The organism is Rhizobium album, from assembly GCF_003122325.1.
In the GTDB taxonomy this organism is placed as follows: Bacteria; Pseudomonadota; Alphaproteobacteria; order Rhizobiales; family Rhizobiaceae; genus Metarhizobium; species Metarhizobium album.
In genome coordinates, this window is sequence record NZ_QFBC01000010.1 from 196,327 (window position 1) to 216,142 (window position 19,816).

General features: G+C 61.6%; 18 protein-coding genes and 1 pseudogene. 10 read left to right on the top strand and 9 right to left on the bottom strand.

Annotation, left to right across the window (positions count from 1 at the left end):
- Nucleotides 1-33 precede the first annotated feature (33 nt).
- The 5 genes from DEM27_RS20805 to DEM27_RS20825 all read left to right on the top strand — a co-directional run bounded on the left by DEM27_RS20805 (nucleotide 34) and on the right by DEM27_RS20825 (nucleotide 4,209).
- Nucleotides 34-1,035: an ABC transporter permease gene (locus DEM27_RS20805; RefSeq protein WP_109460199.1), complete on the top strand. Its 1,002-nt coding sequence runs from the start codon at nucleotides 34-36 to the stop codon at nucleotides 1,033-1,035.
- A complete protein-coding gene (locus tag DEM27_RS20810; RefSeq protein WP_109460168.1) occupies nucleotides 1,032-1,859 on the top strand; it encodes an ABC transporter permease in 828 nt (275 codons plus the stop codon). The genes DEM27_RS20805 and DEM27_RS20810 overlap by 4 nt, the downstream gene beginning before the upstream one ends.
- The gene (locus tag DEM27_RS20815) at nucleotides 1,852-3,483 is read left to right on the top strand and encodes an ABC transporter ATP-binding protein (protein WP_109460169.1); all 1,632 of its coding nucleotides are present in this window, start codon (nucleotides 1,852-1,854) and stop codon (nucleotides 3,481-3,483) included. The genes DEM27_RS20810 and DEM27_RS20815 overlap by 8 nt, the downstream gene beginning before the upstream one ends.
- 70 nt (nucleotides 3,484-3,553) lie before the next feature.
- Nucleotides 3,554-3,781 carry a type II toxin-antitoxin system Phd/YefM family antitoxin gene (locus DEM27_RS20820; RefSeq protein ID WP_109460170.1) on the top strand — a complete coding sequence of 76 codons (228 nt, stop codon included), beginning with the start codon at nucleotides 3,554-3,556 and terminating at the stop codon, nucleotides 3,779-3,781.
- The gene (locus DEM27_RS20825) at nucleotides 3,778-4,209 is read left to right on the top strand and encodes a PIN domain-containing protein (protein ID WP_109460171.1); all 432 of its coding nucleotides are present in this window, start codon (nucleotides 3,778-3,780) and stop codon (nucleotides 4,207-4,209) included. The genes DEM27_RS20820 and DEM27_RS20825 overlap by 4 nt, the downstream gene beginning before the upstream one ends.
- Before the next feature lie 47 nt (nucleotides 4,210-4,256).
- Here DEM27_RS20825 and DEM27_RS20830 read toward each other — a convergent pair whose 3' ends face one another.
- Complete coding sequence (locus DEM27_RS20830) at nucleotides 4,257-4,598, bottom strand: PAAR domain-containing protein (RefSeq protein WP_165823511.1); 342 nt, start codon at nucleotides 4,596-4,598, stop codon at nucleotides 4,257-4,259.
- 100 nt (nucleotides 4,599-4,698) lie between these two features.
- Here DEM27_RS20830 and DEM27_RS20835 point away from each other — a divergent pair, with 100 nt between their 5' ends.
- Together DEM27_RS20835 and msrA are read left to right on the top strand one after the other, a co-directional pair.
- Nucleotides 4,699-6,699 carry a CocE/NonD family hydrolase gene (locus DEM27_RS20835; RefSeq protein ID WP_109460173.1) on the top strand — a complete coding sequence of 667 codons (2,001 nt, stop codon included), beginning with the start codon at nucleotides 4,699-4,701 and terminating at the stop codon, nucleotides 6,697-6,699.
- Nucleotides 6,700-6,881: 182 nt separating this feature from the next.
- Nucleotides 6,882-7,577 (top strand): peptide-methionine (S)-S-oxide reductase MsrA, encoded by a 696-nt coding sequence (gene msrA / locus DEM27_RS20840; protein WP_109460174.1) that lies wholly within the window; start codon nucleotides 6,882-6,884, stop codon nucleotides 7,575-7,577.
- Between the two features lie 2 nt (nucleotides 7,578-7,579).
- Here the strand turns inward: msrA and DEM27_RS20845 are convergent, their stop codons facing one another.
- The 3 genes from DEM27_RS20845 to metH all read right to left on the bottom strand — a co-directional run bounded on the left by DEM27_RS20845 (nucleotide 7,580) and on the right by metH (nucleotide 13,741).
- Complete coding sequence (locus DEM27_RS20845; protein ID WP_245445972.1) at nucleotides 7,580-8,500, bottom strand: alpha/beta hydrolase; 921 nt, start codon at nucleotides 8,498-8,500, stop codon at nucleotides 7,580-7,582.
- A 141-nt stretch (nucleotides 8,501-8,641) separates the two neighbouring features.
- Nucleotides 8,642-9,844 (bottom strand): GGDEF domain-containing protein, encoded by a 1,203-nt coding sequence (locus DEM27_RS20850; RefSeq protein WP_109460175.1) that lies wholly within the window; start codon nucleotides 9,842-9,844, stop codon nucleotides 8,642-8,644.
- Nucleotides 9,845-9,976: 132 nt separating this feature from the next.
- Nucleotides 9,977-13,741: a methionine synthase gene (gene metH / locus DEM27_RS20855; RefSeq protein ID WP_109460176.1), complete on the bottom strand. Its 3,765-nt coding sequence runs from the start codon at nucleotides 13,739-13,741 to the stop codon at nucleotides 9,977-9,979.
- Between the two features lie 170 nt (nucleotides 13,742-13,911).
- Between metH and DEM27_RS20860 the strand changes: the two genes are divergently transcribed.
- On the top strand, nucleotides 13,912-15,174 hold the full coding sequence (locus DEM27_RS20860; RefSeq protein WP_109460177.1) for an AGE family epimerase/isomerase: 1,263 nt from the start codon (nucleotides 13,912-13,914) through the stop codon (nucleotides 15,172-15,174).
- 122 nt (nucleotides 15,175-15,296) lie between these two features.
- Here the strand turns inward: DEM27_RS20860 and DEM27_RS20865 are convergent, their stop codons facing one another.
- From DEM27_RS20865 to DEM27_RS20880, 4 genes are all read right to left on the bottom strand, one after another.
- A complete protein-coding gene (locus tag DEM27_RS20865; protein WP_165823500.1) occupies nucleotides 15,297-15,464 on the bottom strand; it encodes a hypothetical protein in 168 nt (55 codons plus the stop codon).
- A gap of 175 nt (nucleotides 15,465-15,639) precedes the next feature.
- Nucleotides 15,640-16,935, bottom strand: coding sequence for a hypothetical protein (locus DEM27_RS20870; protein ID WP_128755541.1), 1,296 nt, complete (start codon nucleotides 16,933-16,935; stop codon nucleotides 15,640-15,642).
- Nucleotides 16,892-17,203, bottom strand: a complete 312-nt coding sequence (locus DEM27_RS20875; RefSeq protein ID WP_109460180.1) for a DUF4214 domain-containing protein — start codon at nucleotides 17,201-17,203, stop codon at nucleotides 16,892-16,894. The genes DEM27_RS20870 and DEM27_RS20875 overlap by 44 nt, the downstream gene beginning before the upstream one ends.
- Nucleotides 17,204-17,311: 108 nt before the next feature.
- On the bottom strand, nucleotides 17,312-18,460 hold the full coding sequence (locus DEM27_RS20880) for a DUF4214 domain-containing protein (protein WP_165823512.1): 1,149 nt from the start codon (nucleotides 18,458-18,460) through the stop codon (nucleotides 17,312-17,314).
- A 328-nt stretch (nucleotides 18,461-18,788) separates the two neighbouring features.
- Between DEM27_RS20880 and DEM27_RS20885 the strand changes: the two genes are divergently transcribed.
- Nucleotides 18,789-19,334, top strand: coding sequence for a hypothetical protein (locus tag DEM27_RS20885; RefSeq protein ID WP_128755542.1), 546 nt, complete (start codon nucleotides 18,789-18,791; stop codon nucleotides 19,332-19,334).
- On the opposite strand, the pseudogene DEM27_RS20890 reads toward DEM27_RS20885, so the two are convergent.
- Nucleotides 19,312-19,551 (bottom strand): annotated as a pseudogene (locus DEM27_RS20890) (integrase core domain-containing protein); the annotation flags it as partial. The gene DEM27_RS20885 and the pseudogene DEM27_RS20890 sit on opposite strands and share 23 nt — an antisense overlap.
- 92 nt (nucleotides 19,552-19,643) lie before the next feature.
- On the opposite strand from DEM27_RS20890, the gene DEM27_RS20895 reads away from it, so the two are divergent.
- A partial coding sequence (locus tag DEM27_RS20895) for a transposase (protein WP_165823513.1) occupies nucleotides 19,644-19,816 on the top strand: 173 nt, incomplete at its 3' end.

Consider the following 19,816-nt stretch of genomic DNA (forward strand, 5'->3'; position numbering starts at 1 on the left):
TTTTCTTTCAGAGCGAGTGATCCGCCCATGACCATGACGTCAGAGCCCAGCGGCTTGCCTGCGCGGAAATTCCGGGAGCGTTATCCGCTTCTGGCGCTGATCCTTCAGCGCCTGGGGTTGAGCGCCGTGCTCCTGCTTGCCGTTTCCGTGCTTATCTTTGCCGGCGTCGAGGCGCTGCCCGGCGATTTCGCCACCACCTATCTCGGCCAGTCGGCGACGCCGCAGGCGGTTGAAAACATCCGCAGCCAGCTCGGCCTCGACCGGCCGGTGACGACCCGTTATTTCGAATGGCTCGGCAACGCCCTGCAGGGTGATTTCGGCACCTCCTGGGCCAGCCGCAACTCGGTCAGCGAGCAGATCGGCAACAGGCTCGGCAATTCGCTGTTCCTCGCCTTTTTCGCCGCGCTGGTCTCGGTGCCGCTGGCGATCGCCCTCGGCATGGTCTCGGTGCATTTCCGCAACCGGGTGCCGGACAAGGTCATCAACGTCATTTCGCTGGCGGCGATCTCGCTGCCGGAATTCTTCATCGGCTACCTGCTGATCCTGTTCTTCGCCGTCAATCTCGGCATCGCCACCTTCCCGGCAACGGTCTTCGAAGGCATGAGCTTCGTCGACCGGCTGAAGGCGATCGCACTGCCGGCGGCGACGCTGGTGCTCGTCGTGCTCGCCCACATGATGCGCATGACGCGGGCGGCGATCCTGTCGGTGATGTCGTCGGCCTATATGGAAACGGCGGAACTCAAGGGCCTCGGCGCCTTCCGCGCCATCGTCAAGCACGCCGCCCCGAACGCCATCGCGCCGATCGTCAACGTCGTGGCGCTCAACCTCGCCTATCTCGTCGTCGGCGTCGTGGTGGTCGAGGTGGTCTTCGTCTATCCCGGCATGGGGCAATACATGGTCGATGCCGTAACGGTGCGCGACATGCCGGTGGTGCAGGCTTGCGGCCTGATCTTCGCCGCCTTCTACATCCTGCTCAACATGCTGGCCGATATCATCGCCATCGTCGCCAATCCCAGACTGAGGCACCCGAGATGAGATTGCGCGATATTCCCATCACCGCCTGGATCGGCATCGCCGGCATCGTGCTGGCCTTCATCTTCGCGATTTTCGCCCCCTGGCTCGCGCCGCATGGCGAAAGCGAAATCGTCGCCGGCGTCTGGGAGCCGATGGGGAACACCTACCTCCTCGGCACCGACAATCTCGGCCGCGACCTGCTTTCCCGCGTCATCTACGGCGCGCGCACGACACTCTTCGTGGCGCTCGCCGCCACGATCATCTCGTTTTCGCTCGGCATCCTGCTGTCGTTCACCGCCGCCGTCTCCCGCGGCATCATCGATACCGTCTTCTCGCGCTTCAACGACCTGATGATGTCGATCCCGACGCTGATCTTCGCGCTGGTGGTGCTGGCGGTTCTGCCGCAGAACCTGCTGATCCTGATCCTCGTCATGGCGGTGCTCGACAGCACCCGCGTCTACCGCCTCGGCCGCGCCGTGGCGCTCGACGTCGCCGTCATGGAATTCGTCGAGGCCGCCAAGCTGCGCGGCGAAGGCCGGCTGTGGATCATCTTCCGCGAGATCCTGCCGAACACGCTGTCGCCGCTGCTGGCCGAATTCGGCCTGCGCTTCGCCTTCTCGATCCTGTTCCTCTCCACCCTCTCCTTCCTCGGCCTCGGCATCCAGCCGCCGGCCGCCGACTGGGGCGGCATGGTCAAGGACAACAAGGACGGCATCATCTTCGGCATCCCGGCGGCGCTGGTCCCCGGCGGGGCGATTGCGGCGCTGGCGATCTGCGTCAACCTCGTCGTCGACTGGCTTTTGAAACGGACTTCCAGCCTCAAGGGAGGGCGCGGCGATGCCTGAGCTTCTGTCGATCCGCAACCTGAAGATCGAGGCGACCAGCTATCCGCCCGGCGAGCCGCCGAAACGGGTGACCATCGTCGACGGCGTCTCGCTCGACCTTGAGAAGGGCAAGGTGCTCGGCCTGATCGGCGAGTCCGGCGCCGGCAAGTCGACCATCGGGCTTTCGGCGCTGGCCTATGGCCGCGGCGGCGCCGAGATCACCGGCGGCGAGGTGCTGCTCGACGGCCAGAACATCCTGGCGATGGGCAAGGGCGGCATCCGAAAGGTGCGCGGCGCCCGCGTCTGCTACGTGGCGCAATCGGCCGCCGCCGCCTTCAACCCGGCCCACAAGCTGGGCGACCAGGTGATCGAGGCCAGCGTCAGGCACGGCCTGATGACCAGGGAGAAGGCGCGCGAACGGGCGCTCTACCTGTTCCGCGTCCTCGGCCTGCCCAATCCGGAAGGGTTCGGCGACCGCTTTCCGCACCAGGTCTCCGGCGGGCAGTTGCAGCGCGCCATGACGGCGATGGCGCTCTGCTCCAACCCGGAGCTGATCGTCTTCGACGAACCGACCACGGCGCTCGACGTCACCACCCAGATCGACGTGCTGGCCGCCATCAAGCACGCGATCGAAGAAACCCATACCGCCGCCCTCTACATCACCCACGACCTCGCCGTGGTCGCCCAGATCTCCGACGACATCATGGTGCTGCGCCACGGCAAGACGGTGGAATACGGCACGGCGCGGCAGATCATCGAGGAGCCGCGGCAGGACTATACCCGCGCCCTCGTCAATGTCCGCCAGACCGGCAAGGAGGAAGCGCAGGACCAATCCGGCACGCTCTTGAAGGTGGAAAATATCACCGCCGGTTATCCCAACGGCTTCAAGGTGCTGCACGACGTCTCGCTGCACCTGCCGAAGGGCCAGACGCTGGCCGTCGTCGGTGAATCCGGCTCCGGCAAGTCGACCTTGGCGCGTGTCATCACCGGCCTCCTGCCGCCGCTGTCCGGCACCGTCACCTTCGACGGCAAACCGATGTCGGCAGCCCTGTCCGGCCGCTCGCGCGACGACCTTCGCCGCATCCAGCTCATCTACCAGATGGCGGATACGGCCATGAACCCGCGCCAGACGGTGCGCGATATCATCGGCCGGCCGCTGACCTTCTATTACGGCCTGCGCGGCGCGGCCAAGACCGCCCGCGTCAAGGAACTGCTGGAGCAGATCGAAATGGCCTCCGGCTTCGTCGATCGTTATCCGGCCGAACTGTCGGGCGGCCAGAAGCAGCGTGTCGCCATCGCCAGGGCGCTCGCCGCCAAGCCGGAACTCATCCTCTGCGACGAACCGACCTCGGCGCTCGACCCGCTGGTGGCGGAAGGCATCCTGAAGCTTCTGATGCGGCTGCAGGAGGAGAGCCAGCTCTCCTACGTCTTCATCACCCACGACATCGCCATCGTCCGTGCCATCGCCGATTCCGTCGCCGTCATGCATCGCGGCAAGCTGGTGCGGTTCGGCCAGAAACGCACCGTGCTCTCGCCGCCGTTCGACGACTACACCGACCTTTTGCTGAAATCGGTGCCGGAGATGGAAATCGGCTGGCTGGAACGGGTGCTGGCGACACGGCGCATGGAGAGCGCCGGAAATTGACGGAAACGGACACGCGTCGAAACGGGAGGAAGACGCAGGATCGGATGGCCTGACCACAAAGGAAAAGCGCATGCGGGAAATTCAGCTCAAGGACGTCAAGGCGCGCCTCTCCTCCATCGTCGATGAAGCGATGCAGGGTGTGGGCACGATCGTGACCCGCCATGGCCGCAAGGAAGCCGTGATCATTTCCTTTTCGGAATACGAGCGGCTGGCCAAGGTGCCGTCCTTCGGCTGGCTGCTGGCGCATTCGCCGCTCGGCGAGGACGACGAGGCTCCCGGCAAGGACGGTGGCGCGTGAACTACCTGCTCGACACCAGCATCGTCGCACCGTCAGGCGAAAGCGTCGGCATGCGACAAGCGCTGAAATCCTGGCTGGTGCGGGCCTCCGACAGGCTGTTCCTGTCCGTCGTCACGCTGGCCGAGATAGAGCGCGGCAGCCTTGCGATGGAAACCGGCAAGGGCGGAACGGACCGCAGCGCCTGGCTGGACCTGATGCGCCATCTCTACAGCGATCGTTTCCTGCCGCTGGATATCGAAACGGCCCGGCTATCCGGCAACCTGCTCGACAAGGCGCGCCGCAGCGGTGCTGCACCGACCTTCGAGGACGCGGCCATCGCCGCCACCGCCAGCCGTCGCGGCCTGACGATCGTCACGACCCGCGAGCGGCATTTCCGTCTGATGGATGTTCATTTCATCGATCCCCAGCAGCACCTGCCGGACCCGTGATGAACGCGCTGCCGAAACCGGGGCTACGGCAGCCCGCCCTTGCGACCTCAATTCGTCGTGCAGGTCACGTCGCCCAGCGCCTGCGTCGCCTTGCCTTCGACCGTGATGTCGTTGCTCGGCTTGACGGTGCAGTTGCCCTTCTCGCCGGCAGCCGGCTTGAACTGTACCATCGGCTGGCCTTCGATCATGACGCTCTGGACGATCTGGTAGCTCTCCGGCGGGCAGTTGATGACGTCGCTCAGCCGCAAGGCGGGCTTGCCGTTGAACATCACGCTGGTCGCCCCGCTCATGGCGCAGGCGGGAATGGGTGTCGGCGCGTCCTGCGCCCGGACGGGCGTCAGAACCGCCATCGACATCGCCGCCGCCAAAATCGCCAATTTCCGCATCATAATCCCTCCGCTTTCAAAACCCGATGCCGCGTGGGACTCTCCGCCCCGCGTGACGCATATTCGAAACACCATACCCCTACCGCCCGAAATGGACACGACCATGACCGAACGCAGCTTCACCGTGCTTGAGAACGAATGGATCACGCTGAAGGACGGCACGCGCCTCTCCGCCCGTATCTGGATGCCGGACGGCGCCGGTCAAGACCCGGTGCCCGCCGTTTTCGAATTCCTGCCCTATCGCAAGCGTGACGGAACCTGCCTGCGCGATGAATCGACCTATCCGGTCTTTGCCGCCGCCGGCATCGCCGGCGTGCGCGTCGACATCCGCGGCTCGGGCGAATCGGATGGCGTCATCGACGGCGAATACACGCCGCTCGAACTGGCGAATGCCTGCGAGTTGATCGCCTGGATCGCCGCGCAATCCTGGTCGAACGGCTCGGTCGGCATGATGGGCATTTCCTGGGGCGGCTTCAACTGCCTGCAGGTCGCGGCCCTGCGCCCGCCGGCGCTCAAGGCAGTGATCTCGATCGCCTCCACCGTCGACCGCTACAACGACGACATCCACTACAAGAACGGCACACATCTTTCCGCCCAGCTCTCCTGGGCGGCGACCATGCTCGCCTACCAGTCGCGCTCGCCGGACCCGGAGCTGACCGGCAACCGCTGGAAGGAGATGTGGCTGGAGCGGCTGGAAAACGAACCCTTCTTCCTGGAGGAATGGCTGACCCACCAGCGCCGCGACGATTTCTGGAAACACGGTTCGATCGGCGAGAATTTCGACGACGTCGCCGTGCCGGCCATGGTCATCGCCGGCTGGGCGGACGGCTACCGCAACACGCCGATCCGCGCCGTCGAGGGCCTTGGAGACAAGGCCAAGGCGCTGATCGGCCCCTGGGTGCACAAATATCCGCATTTCGCCTGGCCGAAGCCGCGCGCCGATTTCACCGGCGAGGCGATCGCCTGGTGGAACCGCTGGCTGCGCGGCGAGGAAAACGGCATCGACACCCTGCCGCAGGTGCGCGCCTACATCCTCGACGGCATCCGCCCTGCCCCGCGCCGCGATGTCGACCCCGGTTTCTGGATCGGCAAGGATCGCTGGCAGGCACCCGAGATGATGAATTTCTACGCCGACCAGTTCCGCATGCTCATCCCCGGCAATCCGATCCCCGGCGCCCACGACCATGACCGCTACATCCGCTCGCCGCTCGATACCGGCACGGCGTCCGGCGAATATTTCACCCTGAAACCCGATGTCGAGATGGCCATCGACCAGCGCGGCGACGATGCCGGCTCGCTGGTCATCGAAGGCGAGGTGCTGGAGGCCGACCTCGACGTGCTCGGCCGGCCGGTGCTGGCGATGACCGTTGCCTGCGACGCCGACCGGGCCAATCTCTGCGCCCGCCTCGTCGACGTCCATCCGGACGGCACGGCAACCCGCGTCTCCTTCGGCGTGCTCAACCTCGCCCACCGCGACAGCTATGCCGAGCCGCAGGCCATGCCCAGGGGCGAGAAGGCGATGGTCCGCATCGAGCTCGATGCCTGCGGTTACCGCTTCCGCAAGGGCCACCGCATCCGCCTGTCGATCTCGACATCCTACTGGCCGATGATCCTGCCGCCGCCGACCGATCCGGGCGTCAGCATCGACATGGCTTCGCTCGGTTTCGCCCTGCCGAAACTCGGCACCCACGACAGGATCACCGTCAAGGAACCGGACGATCCCGATCCGCTGCCGCACTATATCGAGCACGCGCCGGCGGCGACGCAACGCAGCGTCACCCGCAACCTGACGGAAAACCGCTCCGAGTACCGCATCCACGAGGACACCGGCCTGTTCGAACATCCCGGCAACGGTCTCGCGACACGGCAGTTGCGCGAAGAACTCTGGTCGATCAGCCCGGACGATCCGCTGTCCATGACGGGTGTTTCGACCTGGACCTGCGACATGCGGAGGCCGAACTGGTTCGTGCGCACCGTCTCGACCGCCCGCATCGCCTGCTCCGCCGACGAATGGCTGATCAGCGCCGAGGTGAAGGCTTACGAGGACGAGGCGCAGATCTTCGAAAAGACCTTCGAAAAACGCATTCCGCGCGACTTCATGTAACCGTTTTTCCTATCCAACTGGGCCCGAGGGCTTTCGCAGAAGGTGCCGCCTGCCTCCCTCTCCGTGTCCCGATTGAAACGCACCGCTGCCGAAACCGCCGTCACATCCGCGTGTATCACGGCGTTGCGATTTGACCTCCTGCGGCCGGTACGCAAACCTCGGCCGCGAACGAGGAGACCGTCATGATCAGACCCGTATCCCTTGCCCTGTCCGCAGCATCCCTCGCTGTCCTGTTGTCGTGCGTGCCGGCGATCGGCGCGGAAGAGGCGATCATCATTCCGCCGCCCGCCCTCGACGAAGCCAGAAAACCCGGGCAGGAAAAGGCGGTGTTCGCCGGCGGCTGTTTCTGGGGCGTGCAGGGTGTCTTCCAGCATGTCAACGGCGTCACCGCGGCGGTCTCGGGTTATGCCGGCGGACGCAAGGAGGATGCGGATTACAGCATGGTCAGCACCGGAACGACGGGCCATGCGGAAGCCGTCGAGGTGAGCTACGATCCGGCCAAGGTGACCTATGGCCAGTTGCTGCAGATCTTCTTCTCGGTCGCCCACAATCCGACCCAGCTCAATTACCAGGGGCCGGATCACGGCACGCAATATCGCTCGGCATTGTTCGTGACGAACGGCGAACAGGAAAAGATCGCCAAAGCTTATATCGCCCAGCTCGACGACACCCACGTCTTCGCCGAGCCGATCGTCACCCAGGTCTCCGACAACAGGGGCTTCTTCCCCGCCGAGGCGTATCACCAGGATTTCCTGACGCTCAACCCGACCTATCCCTACATCCTCTTCAATGACATGCCGAAGATCGAGAACCTGCGCCTGCTGTTTCCCGGCGCCTTCCGCAACGAGCCGGTGCTGGTGCTGAAAGCCAAGGGCTGACATCAGAGCGTGCCGGCAAACCGGCTGACGGCAACCACCAGCGCGCGAAAACCGGCCTTCGCACCGTCGCTCATGTGACGCGCCCGCAACCAGGCGTGCACCATCTGCGGTTCGTCGCGATACCACACTTCCACGCCCGCCTTGGCCAGCCGCGCGGCATAGTTGGCACCGTCGTCACGCAGGGGATCGTAATGCGCCACGGTGATGTAGGTCGGCGGCAGGCCGGCGACGGAGGCCGTGCGCAAGGGGTGGGCCACCTCGGCATCCGCCGGCGCCTGCAGGATGTCACGATAATATTTCACGTCGGCCGTCGTCAGGCCGGGCGCGTCGGCCATCTCCACATAGGAGCCCGACACGAGATCGCCGCCGAGCGCCGGATAGATCAACGCCTGGCCGACGATGCCGGAAAGCCCGTCCGCCCGTGCCCGCAACGCCAGCCCCGCGGCGAGATTGCCGCCGGCGCTGTCGCCGACCAGCACGACCTGCAGCCCCTCGCCGAGCAGCTGTTTCAGCACACCGTAACAATCGTCGGTCTGGGCAGGCCAGACATGTTCCGGCGCCAGCCGGTAATCGACGGCGGTCAGCGCCGCGCCGACGCCATGGGAAAGCTCGGCGCAGATCGCATCATGGCTTTCCAGCGAGCCGACGACAAAACCGCCGCCATGCAGATAGAGAAGCCGCGTCCCGGTGCGCATATCCGCCGGCGTATAATGGCGGACCGTCACCCCGCCCAAAATGTCGTCGCGCTTCGACAGGCCTTCCGGCAGCGGTGGGGAAAAATCGGCACAGAGCGCATCGTACCAGCCGCGCTGCTCCTCGATCGTGCCGTTGACCGCATCCGGCGGATAAAAAGCGTCACACCGCTTGAGGAAAGCCAGGATGCCCTCCTCCGCCGGCATCGGCCGTACCATCTTGTCCAGCATATATTGCTCCCGTTTGCGAAACGATGCCCGTTCTTCTCTGGAGAAACAAGAGGCTGGCGCGGCAAGCTGAATCAGCTTGCCAGCATGTTGAATCACTGTCGCAAGCAGGTGAATCGATCTCTCAGGAGAGGCGGCAAGGCCCTATTTCGACGCGCCCTCGCCGCTCTTTCGGGGCTGAGGCACGATGTGCAGCGCCGGCTCTTCCACCGAAGAAATGCCTTCCATCATGACGGTGTTGCGGCCGTTGACCTTGGCGGCATACAGCTGCTTGTCGGCCCGGGCGATGGCATCGTGCGGCGAATGATCGCCCGGCGCCACCCCGGCCACACCGAAACTTGCGGTGATCTGGCGATGGAAGCCCAGGCCGCTCCAGTCCCGCGCCGCAAGGTTGAGGCGCAGCAGATTGGCCAGCGCACCGGCCTCACCGAGGCTGTGCTCCGGCAAAAGGATGACGAATTCCTCGCCGCCGAAACGGGCAATCGCAATTCCTTCCGGCAGGTGCCGGCGCAGGAGTTCCGCGACGCCGGCGATCACCCGGTCGCCGGTGGCATGGCCGTAGGTATCGTTGACGAACTTGAAGTGGTCGATATCGCAGATGATGGCTGCACCGGATTGGTGCCAGTCCTTGTCCAGGTTTTGGACCAGGCGCTCGAATCCACGACGGTTGAGAAGGCCGGTGAGCGGGTCCTGCTCCGCTGCTTCCCGATAATGAAGGATCAGATCCAGCCCGACTCCGGCGAGCGCCGTCAGCGCCAGTACGAGGCCGAGAACGCCGGCACCGACCTGCATCACGAAAGCATAGTCCGAGGCCAGGAAATCGCCGAAGCCCTTGGCGGGAACGCTCGTCAGGTAGATCGAGGCACGCACCAGCGTTTCCGTCACGACCAGGCCGACGACCAACAACAACACCTTGTCGAGCACATGACGCGCCTTGCGCAGCGTCAGCAGCAGCGGGAAGAGCAGCAGACCGGCACATCCCAGGTCGCCGGCCAGAAGTTCGGCGCGCAGATTGTGTTCAACGAAGATGGCATGAGCGACGACGGCAAGCACCGCGACCGCGAAGCTCACGCGCAGCACAGGATAACGCTTCGTTCCGAAACGCCGCAGCACGGCCTCGCCGTAAAAATAGAACCCGGCCAGGAACAGGGCATTGCTGATGATCGCCTGCTGGGGAAACGGCAAGCGGGAAAAGATCAGCGGCGCCGAGAAAGCCAGGAAGATCAGCAGGAAGGCACAGCCCCACGATCGCGCCGGCTGAACGCGCCAGCGGCTGACGATCATGAAGGTGCAGCCGAATGCCAGCATGACGAACGGCAGCAGAAAAGCGAAATTATCCGATTCCATCTTTCCTCTGCTGTCAACGCACTCGACAAGATACGGCGGTTTCGGGAAAGCAGCGTAGAGACAAAATGTTAAGAAAACGGCATGCGACCTGCCGGAACCGGCCGCCGCCGGAAAGCCGGCAGCAGCGGCTGGTCAGGCCGCGTCATCGACCACGGCGGCGGCCGGCACATAATTCAGGACCGGCCCCAGCCAGCGCTCGACCTCGACCACCGGCATGCCCTTGCGGCTGGCGTAATCCTCCACCTGGTCGCGCTCCACCTTCGCGACGCCGAAATAATAGCTGGCGGGATGGCCGATATAGAGGCCGGAAACGGAAGAGCCCGGCCACATGGCATAACTTTCCGTCAGCCGGACCCCCGTCGCAGCCTCGGCATCCAGCAGCCGGAACAACGTTTCCTTTTCGGTATGGTCAGGCTGGGCCGGATAGCCGGGTGCGGGACGGATGCCGCCATAAGGCTCCATCGCAAGCTCCTCCGTCGGAAAATCCTCATCCGGGGCGTAACCCCAGAATTCCCGGCGAACACGCTCGTGCATGCACTCTGCGAAGGCCTCGGCGAAACGGTCGGCCAGCGCCTTGACGAGGATCGAGGAATAGTCGTCGTTCGCCCGCTCGAACCGTTCGGCGATCGCCACTTCCTCTATGCCGGCGGTGACGACGAAACCGCCGACATAATCCTTCACGCCGCTTGCAACCGGCGCGACGAAATCCGACAGGGCGACGTTCGGCCGGCCGTCGCGCTTGGAAAGCTGCTGGCGCAGCGTGTAGAAGGTGGCAAGCTCCGTCGAGCGGCTCTCGTCGGTGAACAGGCGGATGTCGTCGCCTTCGGCACCGGCCGGCCAGAAACCGACGACGGCACGCGGGCGGAACCAGTTTTCATCGATGATCTTCGCCAGCATCGCCTGCGCATCGACATAAAGCTGGCGTGCCGCCTCGCCCTGCTTTTCGTCGTCGAGGATCGCCGGGAAGCGTCCCTTCAGCTCCCATGTCTGGAAGAACGGCGTCCAGTCGATGTAGCGCGCCAGTTCGGCGAGATCATAGCTTTCGAAGATGCGCGTGCCGAGGAATTGCGGGGTCGTCGGCCTGTAGGCGCCCCAATCGACCTTTTCGGGATTTTCACGCGCCCGCGAGAGCGGCAGGCGCACCTTTTCCGCCTCGTTGCGCGCATGCGCCGCCGCCACCTTGGCATATTCTGCCCGGACGGTTTCGATGTAGCCGCCGCGGCTGTCGGGCGAAAGCAGCGCCGAAACGACGCCGACGGCACGCGAAGCGTCGGTGACGTAGACCGCTTGGCCCGCCTTGTAGCCCGGATGGATCTTGACGGCGGTGTGTACGCGGCTGGTAGTCGCGCCGCCGATCAGCAGCGGGATATCGAAGCCTTGGCGCTCCATCTCGGCGGCCACATGCACCATCTCGTCGAGCGACGGCGTGATCAGTCCCGACAGGCCGATGATATCGACCTTCTCGGCCACCGCCGTCTCCAGGATCTTCGTCGCCGGCACCATGACGCCGAGGTCGATGATCTCGTAATTGTTGCAGGCGAGCACGACGCCGACGATGTTCTTGCCGATATCGTGGACGTCGCCCTTCACCGTCGCCATCAGCACCTTGCCGGCCGACTGGCGCTCGCTGCCGCCGTTCAGCCGCTTCTCCTCCTCCATATGGGGCAAGAGCACGGCGACAGCCTGCTTCATCACCCGGGCGGACTTCACCACCTGCGGCAGGAACATCTTGCCGGCCCCGAACAGGTCGCCGACGCCGTTCATGCCGGCCATCAGCGGTCCCTCGATGACATGCAGCGGCCGGTCGGCGGCAAGGCGCGCCTCCTCGGTATCGGCCTCGATATATTCGGTGATGCCGTTGACCAGCGCATGTTCGAGGCGTTTTTCCACCGGCCACTCGCGCCAGGCGAGATCCTGCGCCTTGGCTTCGCGCGTGCCGGCGCCGCGGAACCGCTCGGCGACGTCGAGCAGGCGTTCGGTGGCGTCGGCGCGGCGGTTCAGCACGACGTCTTCGCAGGCCTCGCGCAACTCGGGGTCGATGGTATCGTAGACCGCCAGCTGCCCGGCATTGACGATGCCCATGTCCATGCCGACCTGGATGCAGTGGTAGAGGAACACGGCATGCATCGCCTCGCGCACCGGCTCGTTGCCGCGGAAGGAGAAGGACAGGTTGGAGACGCCGCCGGAGATATGCACCAGCGGCATCGTCTCGCGGATCGTCCGCGTCGCCTCGATGAAATCGACGCCGTAATTGTTGTGCTCCTCGATACCCGTCGCCACGGCGAAGATGTTGGGATCGAAGATGATGTCTTCCGGCGCCAGCCCCGCCTCTTCCGTCAGGAGCTTGTAGGCGCGGCTGCAGATCTCCACCTTGCGGGCATAGGTATCCGCCTGCCCCGTCTCGTCGAAGGCCATGACGACGACCGCGGCACCATAATTGCGCACCAGCCGCGCCTGCCGGAGAAACGCCTCCTCACCTTCCTTCAGCGAGATCGAGTTGACGATCGGCTTGCCCTGCACGCATTTCAGCCCGGCCTCGATGATCGAGAACTTCGAAGAGTCGATCATCACGGGCACGCGGGCGATATCCGGCTCGGCGGCGATCAGGTTGAGGAACTCGACCATCGCCTTTTCGGAGTCGATCAGCCCCTCATCCATGTTGATGTCGATCACCTGCGCGCCGTTTTCCACCTGATCGCGGGCGACGTCGAGGGCGGCCGTATAATCGGCATTGGTGATCAGCTTGCGGAATTTCGCCGAGCCCGTGACGTTGGTGCGCTCGCCGACGTTGACGAACGGAATATCCTTGGTGAGTTCGAAGGGTTCGAGGCCGGAAAGCGACATGAACGGCCGGTGCTCCGGCACCTGCCGGGGCCTGTGGCCGGCCACCGCCTCGGCAATGGTGCGGATATGCTCCGGCGTCGAGCCGCAGCAGCCGCCGACGACGTTGACGAGACCGTCGGCGGCAAAACCCTCGATCTGCCGCGCCATGTCGTCGGGGCTTTCGTCGTACTGGCCGAATTCGTTCGGCAGGCCGGCATTCGGATAGGCGCAGACGAAGGTATCGGCAACGCCGGACAGCTCCTGCAGGTGCGGGCGCATCGCATCGGCGCCGAGCGCGCAGTTCAGGCCGATGGTGAACGGGTTGGCATGCCGCACCGAATTCCAGAAGGCCGACGGCGTCTGGCCGGAGAGCGTGCGGCCGGAAAGGTCGGTGATCGTGCCCGAAATCATCACCGGCAGGCGAATACCCTTGGCCTCGAAACGCTCCTCGCAGGCGAAGATCGCCGCCTTGGCGTTCAGCGTATCGAAGATCGTCTCGATCAGGATGATGTCGGCGCCGCCGTCGATCAACCCGTCGAGCTGTTCGCCATAAGCAAGCCGCAGGTCGTCGAAGGTGACGGCGCGGTAGCCGGGATTGTTGACGTCGGGCGAGATCGAGGCGGTCCGGTTGGTCGGGCCGATGGCGCCGGCGACGAAACGCCGCTTGCCGTCCTCGCGCTCCGCCCGTAGCGCCGCCCGCCGCACGAGCAGCGCGCCGTCGCGGTTGAGATCGTAGACCGCCTTCTCCATCTCGTAGTCCGCCTGGGCGATGCTGGTGGAGGAGAAGGTGTTGGTCTCGAGGATGTCGGCGCCCGCCTTGGCGTAGCGGTAGTGGATTTCCTCGATCGCATCCGGCTGCGTCAGGATCAGGAGGTCGTTGTTGCCCTGCTGGTGGCAGGCGCAGCCGATGAACCGCTGCCCGCGAAAATGCTCCTCGTGGAAACCGAGCCCCTGGATCTGTGTGCCCATGGCGCCATCGAGGATCAGGATCCGTTCGCGGGCAGCCTGCCGCAACGCCTTCATGATTTCCGCGCCGTCACGCTTCGTCGCCGGCTCGAACAGATCGTCAAACATTGCATACCTCACGTCTCGAATGGTGGGCGAAAATCACATAAAGATATCTTTATGTCAACATATCTATATATCTACAAGAGAATTTCGTTCGGGAGGACGGATGACATTGCCGGAGCGGCCGGCTATAGGCATTCAAACGATTAGCATCGGGACGGCACGGGAGGGCTTCGATGACGGACAAGGCGCAGGCGGCGAACGCAACGGCAAAATGGACCGAGCGTCCCTATCATCGCCGCTGGCTCTGGCAGCAGGCGGACGGGTTGTTCGATTTCTTCCAGTATCGGGCCGTCAACGCCAGGGGCGGCTTCAACGATCTCGACAAGGCCGGCAAGCCGCTCGATCCGCAGGGCCAGGTGCGCGGCATCCATTCGACGGCGCGCATGATCCACTGCTTTTCCATCGGCAGCCTTCTCGGCCGGCCGGGCGCCGACGACATCGTCGACCACGGCATGACCTATCTCTGGGAAAACCATCGCGACCGGCAGAACGGCGGTTATTTCTGGACCCTCGACGGCAACGGGCCGGCCGACGCCAGCAAGCAGGGATACGGCCATGCCTTCGTGCTCCTGGCCGCCTCGTCGGCCAAGACGGTCGGCCATCCGCTGGCCGACCGGATGCTGGCCGACGTCGCCGAAATCCTCGAGACGAAATTCTGGGAACCGCACCACGGCGCCATCGCCGAAGAATTCAACGCCGACTGGTCGCCGATCGACGGCGGCAGCTATCGCGGCCAGAATTCCAACATGCATCTCACAGAAGCCCTGATGGCCGCCTTCGAAGCGACCGGCGAACGCACCTATCTCGACAAGGCGGAAAGCATCGCCGACCTCGTCATCCGCCGGTCGGCCGGCTCCGTCGGCTGGCGTGTCGCCGAACATTTCGACCGCAACTGGGCGCTCGACAAGCATTACCGCGGCAACGAGATGTTCCGCCCGTCCGGCACCACGCCCGGCCACTGGCTGGAATGGGCGCGCCTGGTGCTGCAACTCTGGTCGCTCGGCGGCAAGCGCCACGACTGGATGCCGGAGGCGGCCAAGGGCCTGTTTTTACAATCCATGGCTCTCGGCTGGGACGAAGACAAGGGCGGCTTCTTCTACACGCTCGACTGGGACGACGTACCGGCCAAGCGCGAAAAACTGTGGTGGCCGGTCTGCGAAGGCGCCGGCGCGGCGCATTTCCTCAACGAACACGCCCCCAGCAGTTTTCACGAAACCAGCTACCGCAAGATCTGGAACAGCGTCGCCACCGCCTTCCTCGACCACGAGAACGGCGGCTGGCATGAGGAACTGACGGAAGACCTGAAACCGGCGCACACGATTTTCCCCGGCAAGGGCGATATCTATCATGCGCTGCAGGCCTGCCTCATCCCGCTCTATCCGGCGCAGGGCAGCCTGACGAAGATGATCCAGGAGACCGGCGGCAGGCTGTTATGAGACCTGAGAGCGGATAGGTTTCTGGCTGAATTTCCTGTGTTTTCCCCGGATGAATGCAGTGGCTGCATGTTCCCATAAGCCTGGAGGGCGCCGGCAGGCCGCTCGACGTGCCATTGTGCTGCCTATCCGGCTGCCGCAATAATCTTCGGCTTCGCTTCATATTGCAGGCAATGGCGGTCAGACGAATTTGAACGCACGGCTTTGCAAGCCATCGCCACCGCATCCGGCGCGGCGAGCGCTACCTTCGCCTTGAAAGCCGGGCTGTGGTTCTGGCGCGGTCGTCTCGTCATGATATCTCCTGTTCCCGGCATCCAAGCCGAAATCAGGCAGAAATTCCACTTATCCCCCTGTCCAGATTTCCCGAGCCAGCCCTGACCTCAACACGCCGAATAGAAAAGGTCTCATTAGGCCCAAGGCCGGTCAAGACTGTCCCTTCACCAGTACTAAAGCCGGGCGGGCGTTTGATCAACTGAGCACAAAATTATCAGCGCTTAGTATGTTTTCTGCGACACCCATGAGCTTTACCTTGAGACTGATTTCTGAAGCCACCAGTTTACCGTCAGAGTTGGCGTCATCCGCCCAGTAGACGTACCCATTGCCGTTTTGGTATGCGACCAGATATCCCGACCAGTCAGCCCGGATATCGGCATAGGCGCGTGCAGTTCCCGCACCTAGGCCTTGCATCAGCAGCGATCCGTCGGCGACTTTATCAAGCTCACTTCCGGTCGCGTTCAATTTGGGTAGGATGTAAACGGCGATAGTATCACTGTCGATCAGGCTTCCCGTAATTTGATCGAACCCTTGGCTGCCATGTAGACCTGTGTAATTGGCGAGGGTGGGATTTGTCCAAGGTGCAAAATGTATGTCTGTTATGTCAAAGGTCGGCCCCGTATCGGTAAAAACGTCGGCGTTCGAAATTGCGAATTTATCCGCTTTGTCGAAGCCTTGGATGTATACGAGCGTGTTTTTGGTGTTTAGATCTCCGCCAAGACCGGTCGTGTCGATGCGAATTGTTTCGACCGAGTCTCCGGAGGTGAGGGTGATGGTGTCCTTGCCACTTCCTGGCAGATAGGTGTTTCTCCCCGTTCCACCTATCAGGTTGTCGTTGTACTGAGTTCCCATCAGGGTATCGTCGCCGCCGTTACCACTGAGGATAACGCCTCGGCCAAAGCCGGAATAGTTGAGAGTATCGCCTTGCTCCGTTCCCACTACGGCAATCGTGTCGGCCTCTTTGATGACTGATGCAGCAGCACCTTTTATCGCAGCGTCAGTGTCGGCGAGACTGTAGTCGAAGCTTGACGCATTCTTAGCTCCAAGCAGTACCTTGGCGCCTTCGACCGTGACCGCGCCGACGCCGCCGATCGAATTTGTCAGTTGATAGCTGTCGGCATTCTTCATGACGTCGGGATTCGCCACGATTTTGTCGAGCCGATCCGCAAGGATGTAATGGCTGCCGTTTGCTGCGCCGTCCAATACTTGTTGAACTGACAGGGTGCCTGCTGGTTGACCCGTTCCCCCTTGAGGTAGCGTTGCGATGAAGGCGTTCACCTGGGGAAGAGTGGGGACAGTGCTGGGGTCTTTCGTTACAGGCTCGAGAAACTGACGCCCCATACCGGCAGCGATCGGTCCGGCATAGAGAGCTTGCTCTTCCGATGTGTCGAGATTGCGTGTGAAGAGGTCTGAGGCCACCAGCTTGTTGTCAATGATTGCCTTATCTTCATTGAGAGCGCCGTCCAAAACGTTGGATTGCAATGTTTTCAATCGTCAGGCGCCCTGCGGCAAGCTCGCCTACGAAGAACTTCAAACCGCCCTCATCGGCATCGCGCCCGAACATTGCTTTGAACAAGGCGTTTACGATCTGTTCGTTGGCGAAGCCTGTGAACCGGCTAAGATATTCTTCCGTTCCGGTGAGCCCATTAATCTTGGAGAGATCCAAGCCGTTATTGGTAACGCCATTGAAGTAGTCCAAGCCCGCCGGATCTGCCGGACGACCGAAAAGCGCAAGATAGATACCTTGGATAGAAGCCATATTCCCCTCCAGAAAGACAAGTGCCCGAAGTGAACCAGGCTCGCGGGCTTACGACGAACGCTACCAGGCGGCCAGCATTAAACTGACCGCCAGCATGATTTAGATTGTTCAGACGAACTCGATACCCAGATCGAGCACTGTTGACATGAGCTGCGTGCGGGATATCCCGCTGAACTCTATTTGCATGTCGTTGCTGTGAAGGCTTTTGTCACCGTCGACGTCAATATAAAGCGTCAATACCTGTGAGCTTTCATTGTAATGGAAGACGCTTAGAAGTTGCTGGTTTTCGGCCGCTTTCCCAATTGGATGTTGTGCGAAAACGTTGAACGTCTGCTCGCCACCATACGCGACGAAAAAGCCATGATCCGCGGGCAGCGATCCAGGAGCGCTTGAGGTATTGAAGAGATTGCCCCCGAATACGAAGCTGCCATCGTCATGAAGAGTTTTGTTTGCCGCGGCGCCGGCGAAAGCCGTGCCTTCCAGTTTGATTTGAACCGATCCTGGAGCCCCGTCCATTACCAAAAACTTGTCTATTCCGCCGCTGGCGTTGGATTGAGAAGGATCGGTGTAATGGATTATGATCGGCTTGCCTGCTTCCAAAGTATGGGTGTTCGCCCCTGCTTCGCCTTCGATCGTCTTGTGAGAAACACTTGGCTTTACGAGCGAGCCGGTATTGGCGGGGTCGTTGATAACACCATCTGCCACATCTGCAACATAGCTTCGAATTGCGGCGCCAAACGTTTCATGGAATTCCCCCGATGTCAGTATCGAATACGCGACATCCTGCACCGACAAGCCACGATCTATAGACGATGACCAATGGCGGACATCATCGACATTCGCGGACCTATTGAGGAAATTCTTGTAGAACAGATTGATTATATCTGTATTGGTGGGTGAATTCCCGAGAGACGGATTAACCTGGGCAAATTCCGGCGAACCCGTGAAAATCGGCAGCAAGTTCGCCTTGGCGATGCTGCCTTGCTCCATCGCAGTCTTGAAGAATTTAAACTCGTCAGCGGAAGGTAACCGCCCGAGTAGACCTTGATACATTGCCACCACAGGCATGTCGAAGTCTTGTTTTGCCCGTGCTTCGCCAGACGAACTTATAATTGAAAGGGCACCAAAAATATCGAAAGCCCCCTGGAGAATTGAATCCAAGAAGTAACCGCTTTCCGCCTCCGCCGGGGTCCTTAGCAGAACCTTCTCAAACATCTCATTAATCAAGTCAAAAGAAGACTGCTGTACGCTATCCATATTTTCCTCCGAATATTTACTAAATCTTAATTCGATATTCATTAACTTCAAGATCGTTTTTTAGACGCCCCCTTAAAATATTATATTGAAGAAAATAAATTCTACTGGGCTTGGCTTGCGTAGGAAATTATTCAATATTTATATAATAATAAAAGTAATATTCTAAATATTCTAAAAATCAGGATTCGTAATCTAAAGTATAAATCGTCCTTTTTTGGTGAAATTTGCGGGCGGCAACCACTGGTCAGTGTTTAAAGCAGATTCTGTCCAGATGTTTGATCCCATGCTTTAGTGGAGCAATCTTCTCACACGAATGGAGGAAGGCATTATGGGTCAGGTGTCGTATCGCGACTACGCAGAAGCGGTCATTGACTACAATAGCTCGCTGCAACGATACGGATTCAAGAACGCATTTGCTGTCAGCGATGATCATCCATTAAGGCCAACGACAGGGCCAGGGATGACGAACAGCGACCTCGCCGTCTCACACAGTAGAGAGAGACAACGCGGCAACGCGTGGGCCGCGAAAACGATCATCGAGAAAGCAGACCACATCAGGTTATTGGAAGAAATTCTCGGCGCTACATCGAATGAGCGAACTTTGGCAGCGATGGACGCAAAACGAGCTAAGGATACCCTGCTTGTTTATCCTCGAAATCGTGCAAAGAACCCCCTTACTCGCGGCAAGCCGCTTTCTGAAGTCCTCGGGTTGCCAAACGTGGAAGAAATACAGGTTGCAACAATCAATAAGTACCTCCAGACTTACAACGAGCTATTCGAGTGGGCGAAGCAAAACCATCATATGGATGAAAATTTCTTTTTGGAGTTGACCCCGAAAGGCCCAGACCTGCTCAGGTTTGAGATTGCGAACTGATGAACTCGCGTGGCGATTGATATCCTAAAGCACTGTACGGGTGAAGATTATTGTAATGGTCGAACCAGAACGGCAGTTGCGCCATGACGGTTTCGGCATCCGGGGTGGGATTCACCGCGACGTAATCGCGCTTGAAGGTTTTGACGAAGGCCTCGGCCATTCCGTTCGATTGCGGGCTGCGCACCGGCGTCGTGCACGGTTCCATGCCGATATCGCGAAGCAAGGAGAGCTGGCTCGGGAAATCTGGACAGCCAAGATAAGTGGAAATTCTGCCTGCCTTCGGCTTAGATGCCGGGAACAGGAGATACCATGACGAGACGACCGCGCCGGAACCATAGCCCGGCTTTCAAGGCAAAGGTGGCGCTGGCCGCCATCCGAGGCGAGCAGACGTTGGTGGAATTATCCCAGCAGTTTGACGTGCATGCCAATCAGATCAAACAGTGGAAAGACCAGCTCCTTGAGGGGGCGACAGGCGTTTTCGG

Excerpts from the sequence above, each read along its gene's own strand:
- DEM27_RS20805 (WP_109460199.1), top strand. The coding sequence starts at position 34 with ATGACGTCAGAGCCCAGCGGCTTGCCTGCGCGGAAATTCCGGGAGCGT.
- DEM27_RS20810 (WP_109460168.1), top strand. The coding sequence starts at position 1,032 with ATGAGATTGCGCGATATTCCCATCACCGCCTGGATCGGCATCGCCGGC.
- DEM27_RS20815 (WP_109460169.1), top strand. The coding sequence starts at position 1,852 with ATGCCTGAGCTTCTGTCGATCCGCAACCTGAAGATCGAGGCGACCAGC.
- DEM27_RS20820 (WP_109460170.1), top strand. The coding sequence starts at position 3,554 with ATGCGGGAAATTCAGCTCAAGGACGTCAAGGCGCGCCTCTCCTCCATC.
- DEM27_RS20830 (WP_165823511.1), bottom strand. The coding sequence starts at position 4,598 with ATGATGCGGAAATTGGCGATTTTGGCGGCGGCGATGTCGATGGCGGTT.
- DEM27_RS20835 (WP_109460173.1), top strand. The coding sequence starts at position 4,699 with ATGACCGAACGCAGCTTCACCGTGCTTGAGAACGAATGGATCACGCTG.
- msrA (WP_109460174.1), top strand. The coding sequence starts at position 6,882 with ATGATCAGACCCGTATCCCTTGCCCTGTCCGCAGCATCCCTCGCTGTC.
- DEM27_RS20845 (WP_245445972.1), bottom strand. The coding sequence starts at position 8,500 with ATGCTGGACAAGATGGTACGGCCGATGCCGGCGGAGGAGGGCATCCTG.
- DEM27_RS20850 (WP_109460175.1), bottom strand. The coding sequence starts at position 9,844 with ATGGAATCGGATAATTTCGCTTTTCTGCTGCCGTTCGTCATGCTGGCA.
- metH (WP_109460176.1), bottom strand. The coding sequence starts at position 13,741 with ATGTTTGACGATCTGTTCGAGCCGGCGACGAAGCGTGACGGCGCGGAA.
- DEM27_RS20860 (WP_109460177.1), top strand. The coding sequence starts at position 13,912 with ATGACGGACAAGGCGCAGGCGGCGAACGCAACGGCAAAATGGACCGAG.
- DEM27_RS20865 (WP_165823500.1), bottom strand. The coding sequence starts at position 15,464 with ATGACGAGACGACCGCGCCAGAACCACAGCCCGGCTTTCAAGGCGAAG.
- DEM27_RS20875 (WP_109460180.1), bottom strand. The coding sequence starts at position 17,203 with ATGGCTTCTATCCAAGGTATCTATCTTGCGCTTTTCGGTCGTCCGGCA.
- DEM27_RS20880 (WP_165823512.1), bottom strand. The coding sequence starts at position 18,460 with ATGGATAGCGTACAGCAGTCTTCTTTTGACTTGATTAATGAGATGTTT.
- DEM27_RS20885 (WP_128755542.1), top strand. The coding sequence starts at position 18,789 with ATGGGTCAGGTGTCGTATCGCGACTACGCAGAAGCGGTCATTGACTAC.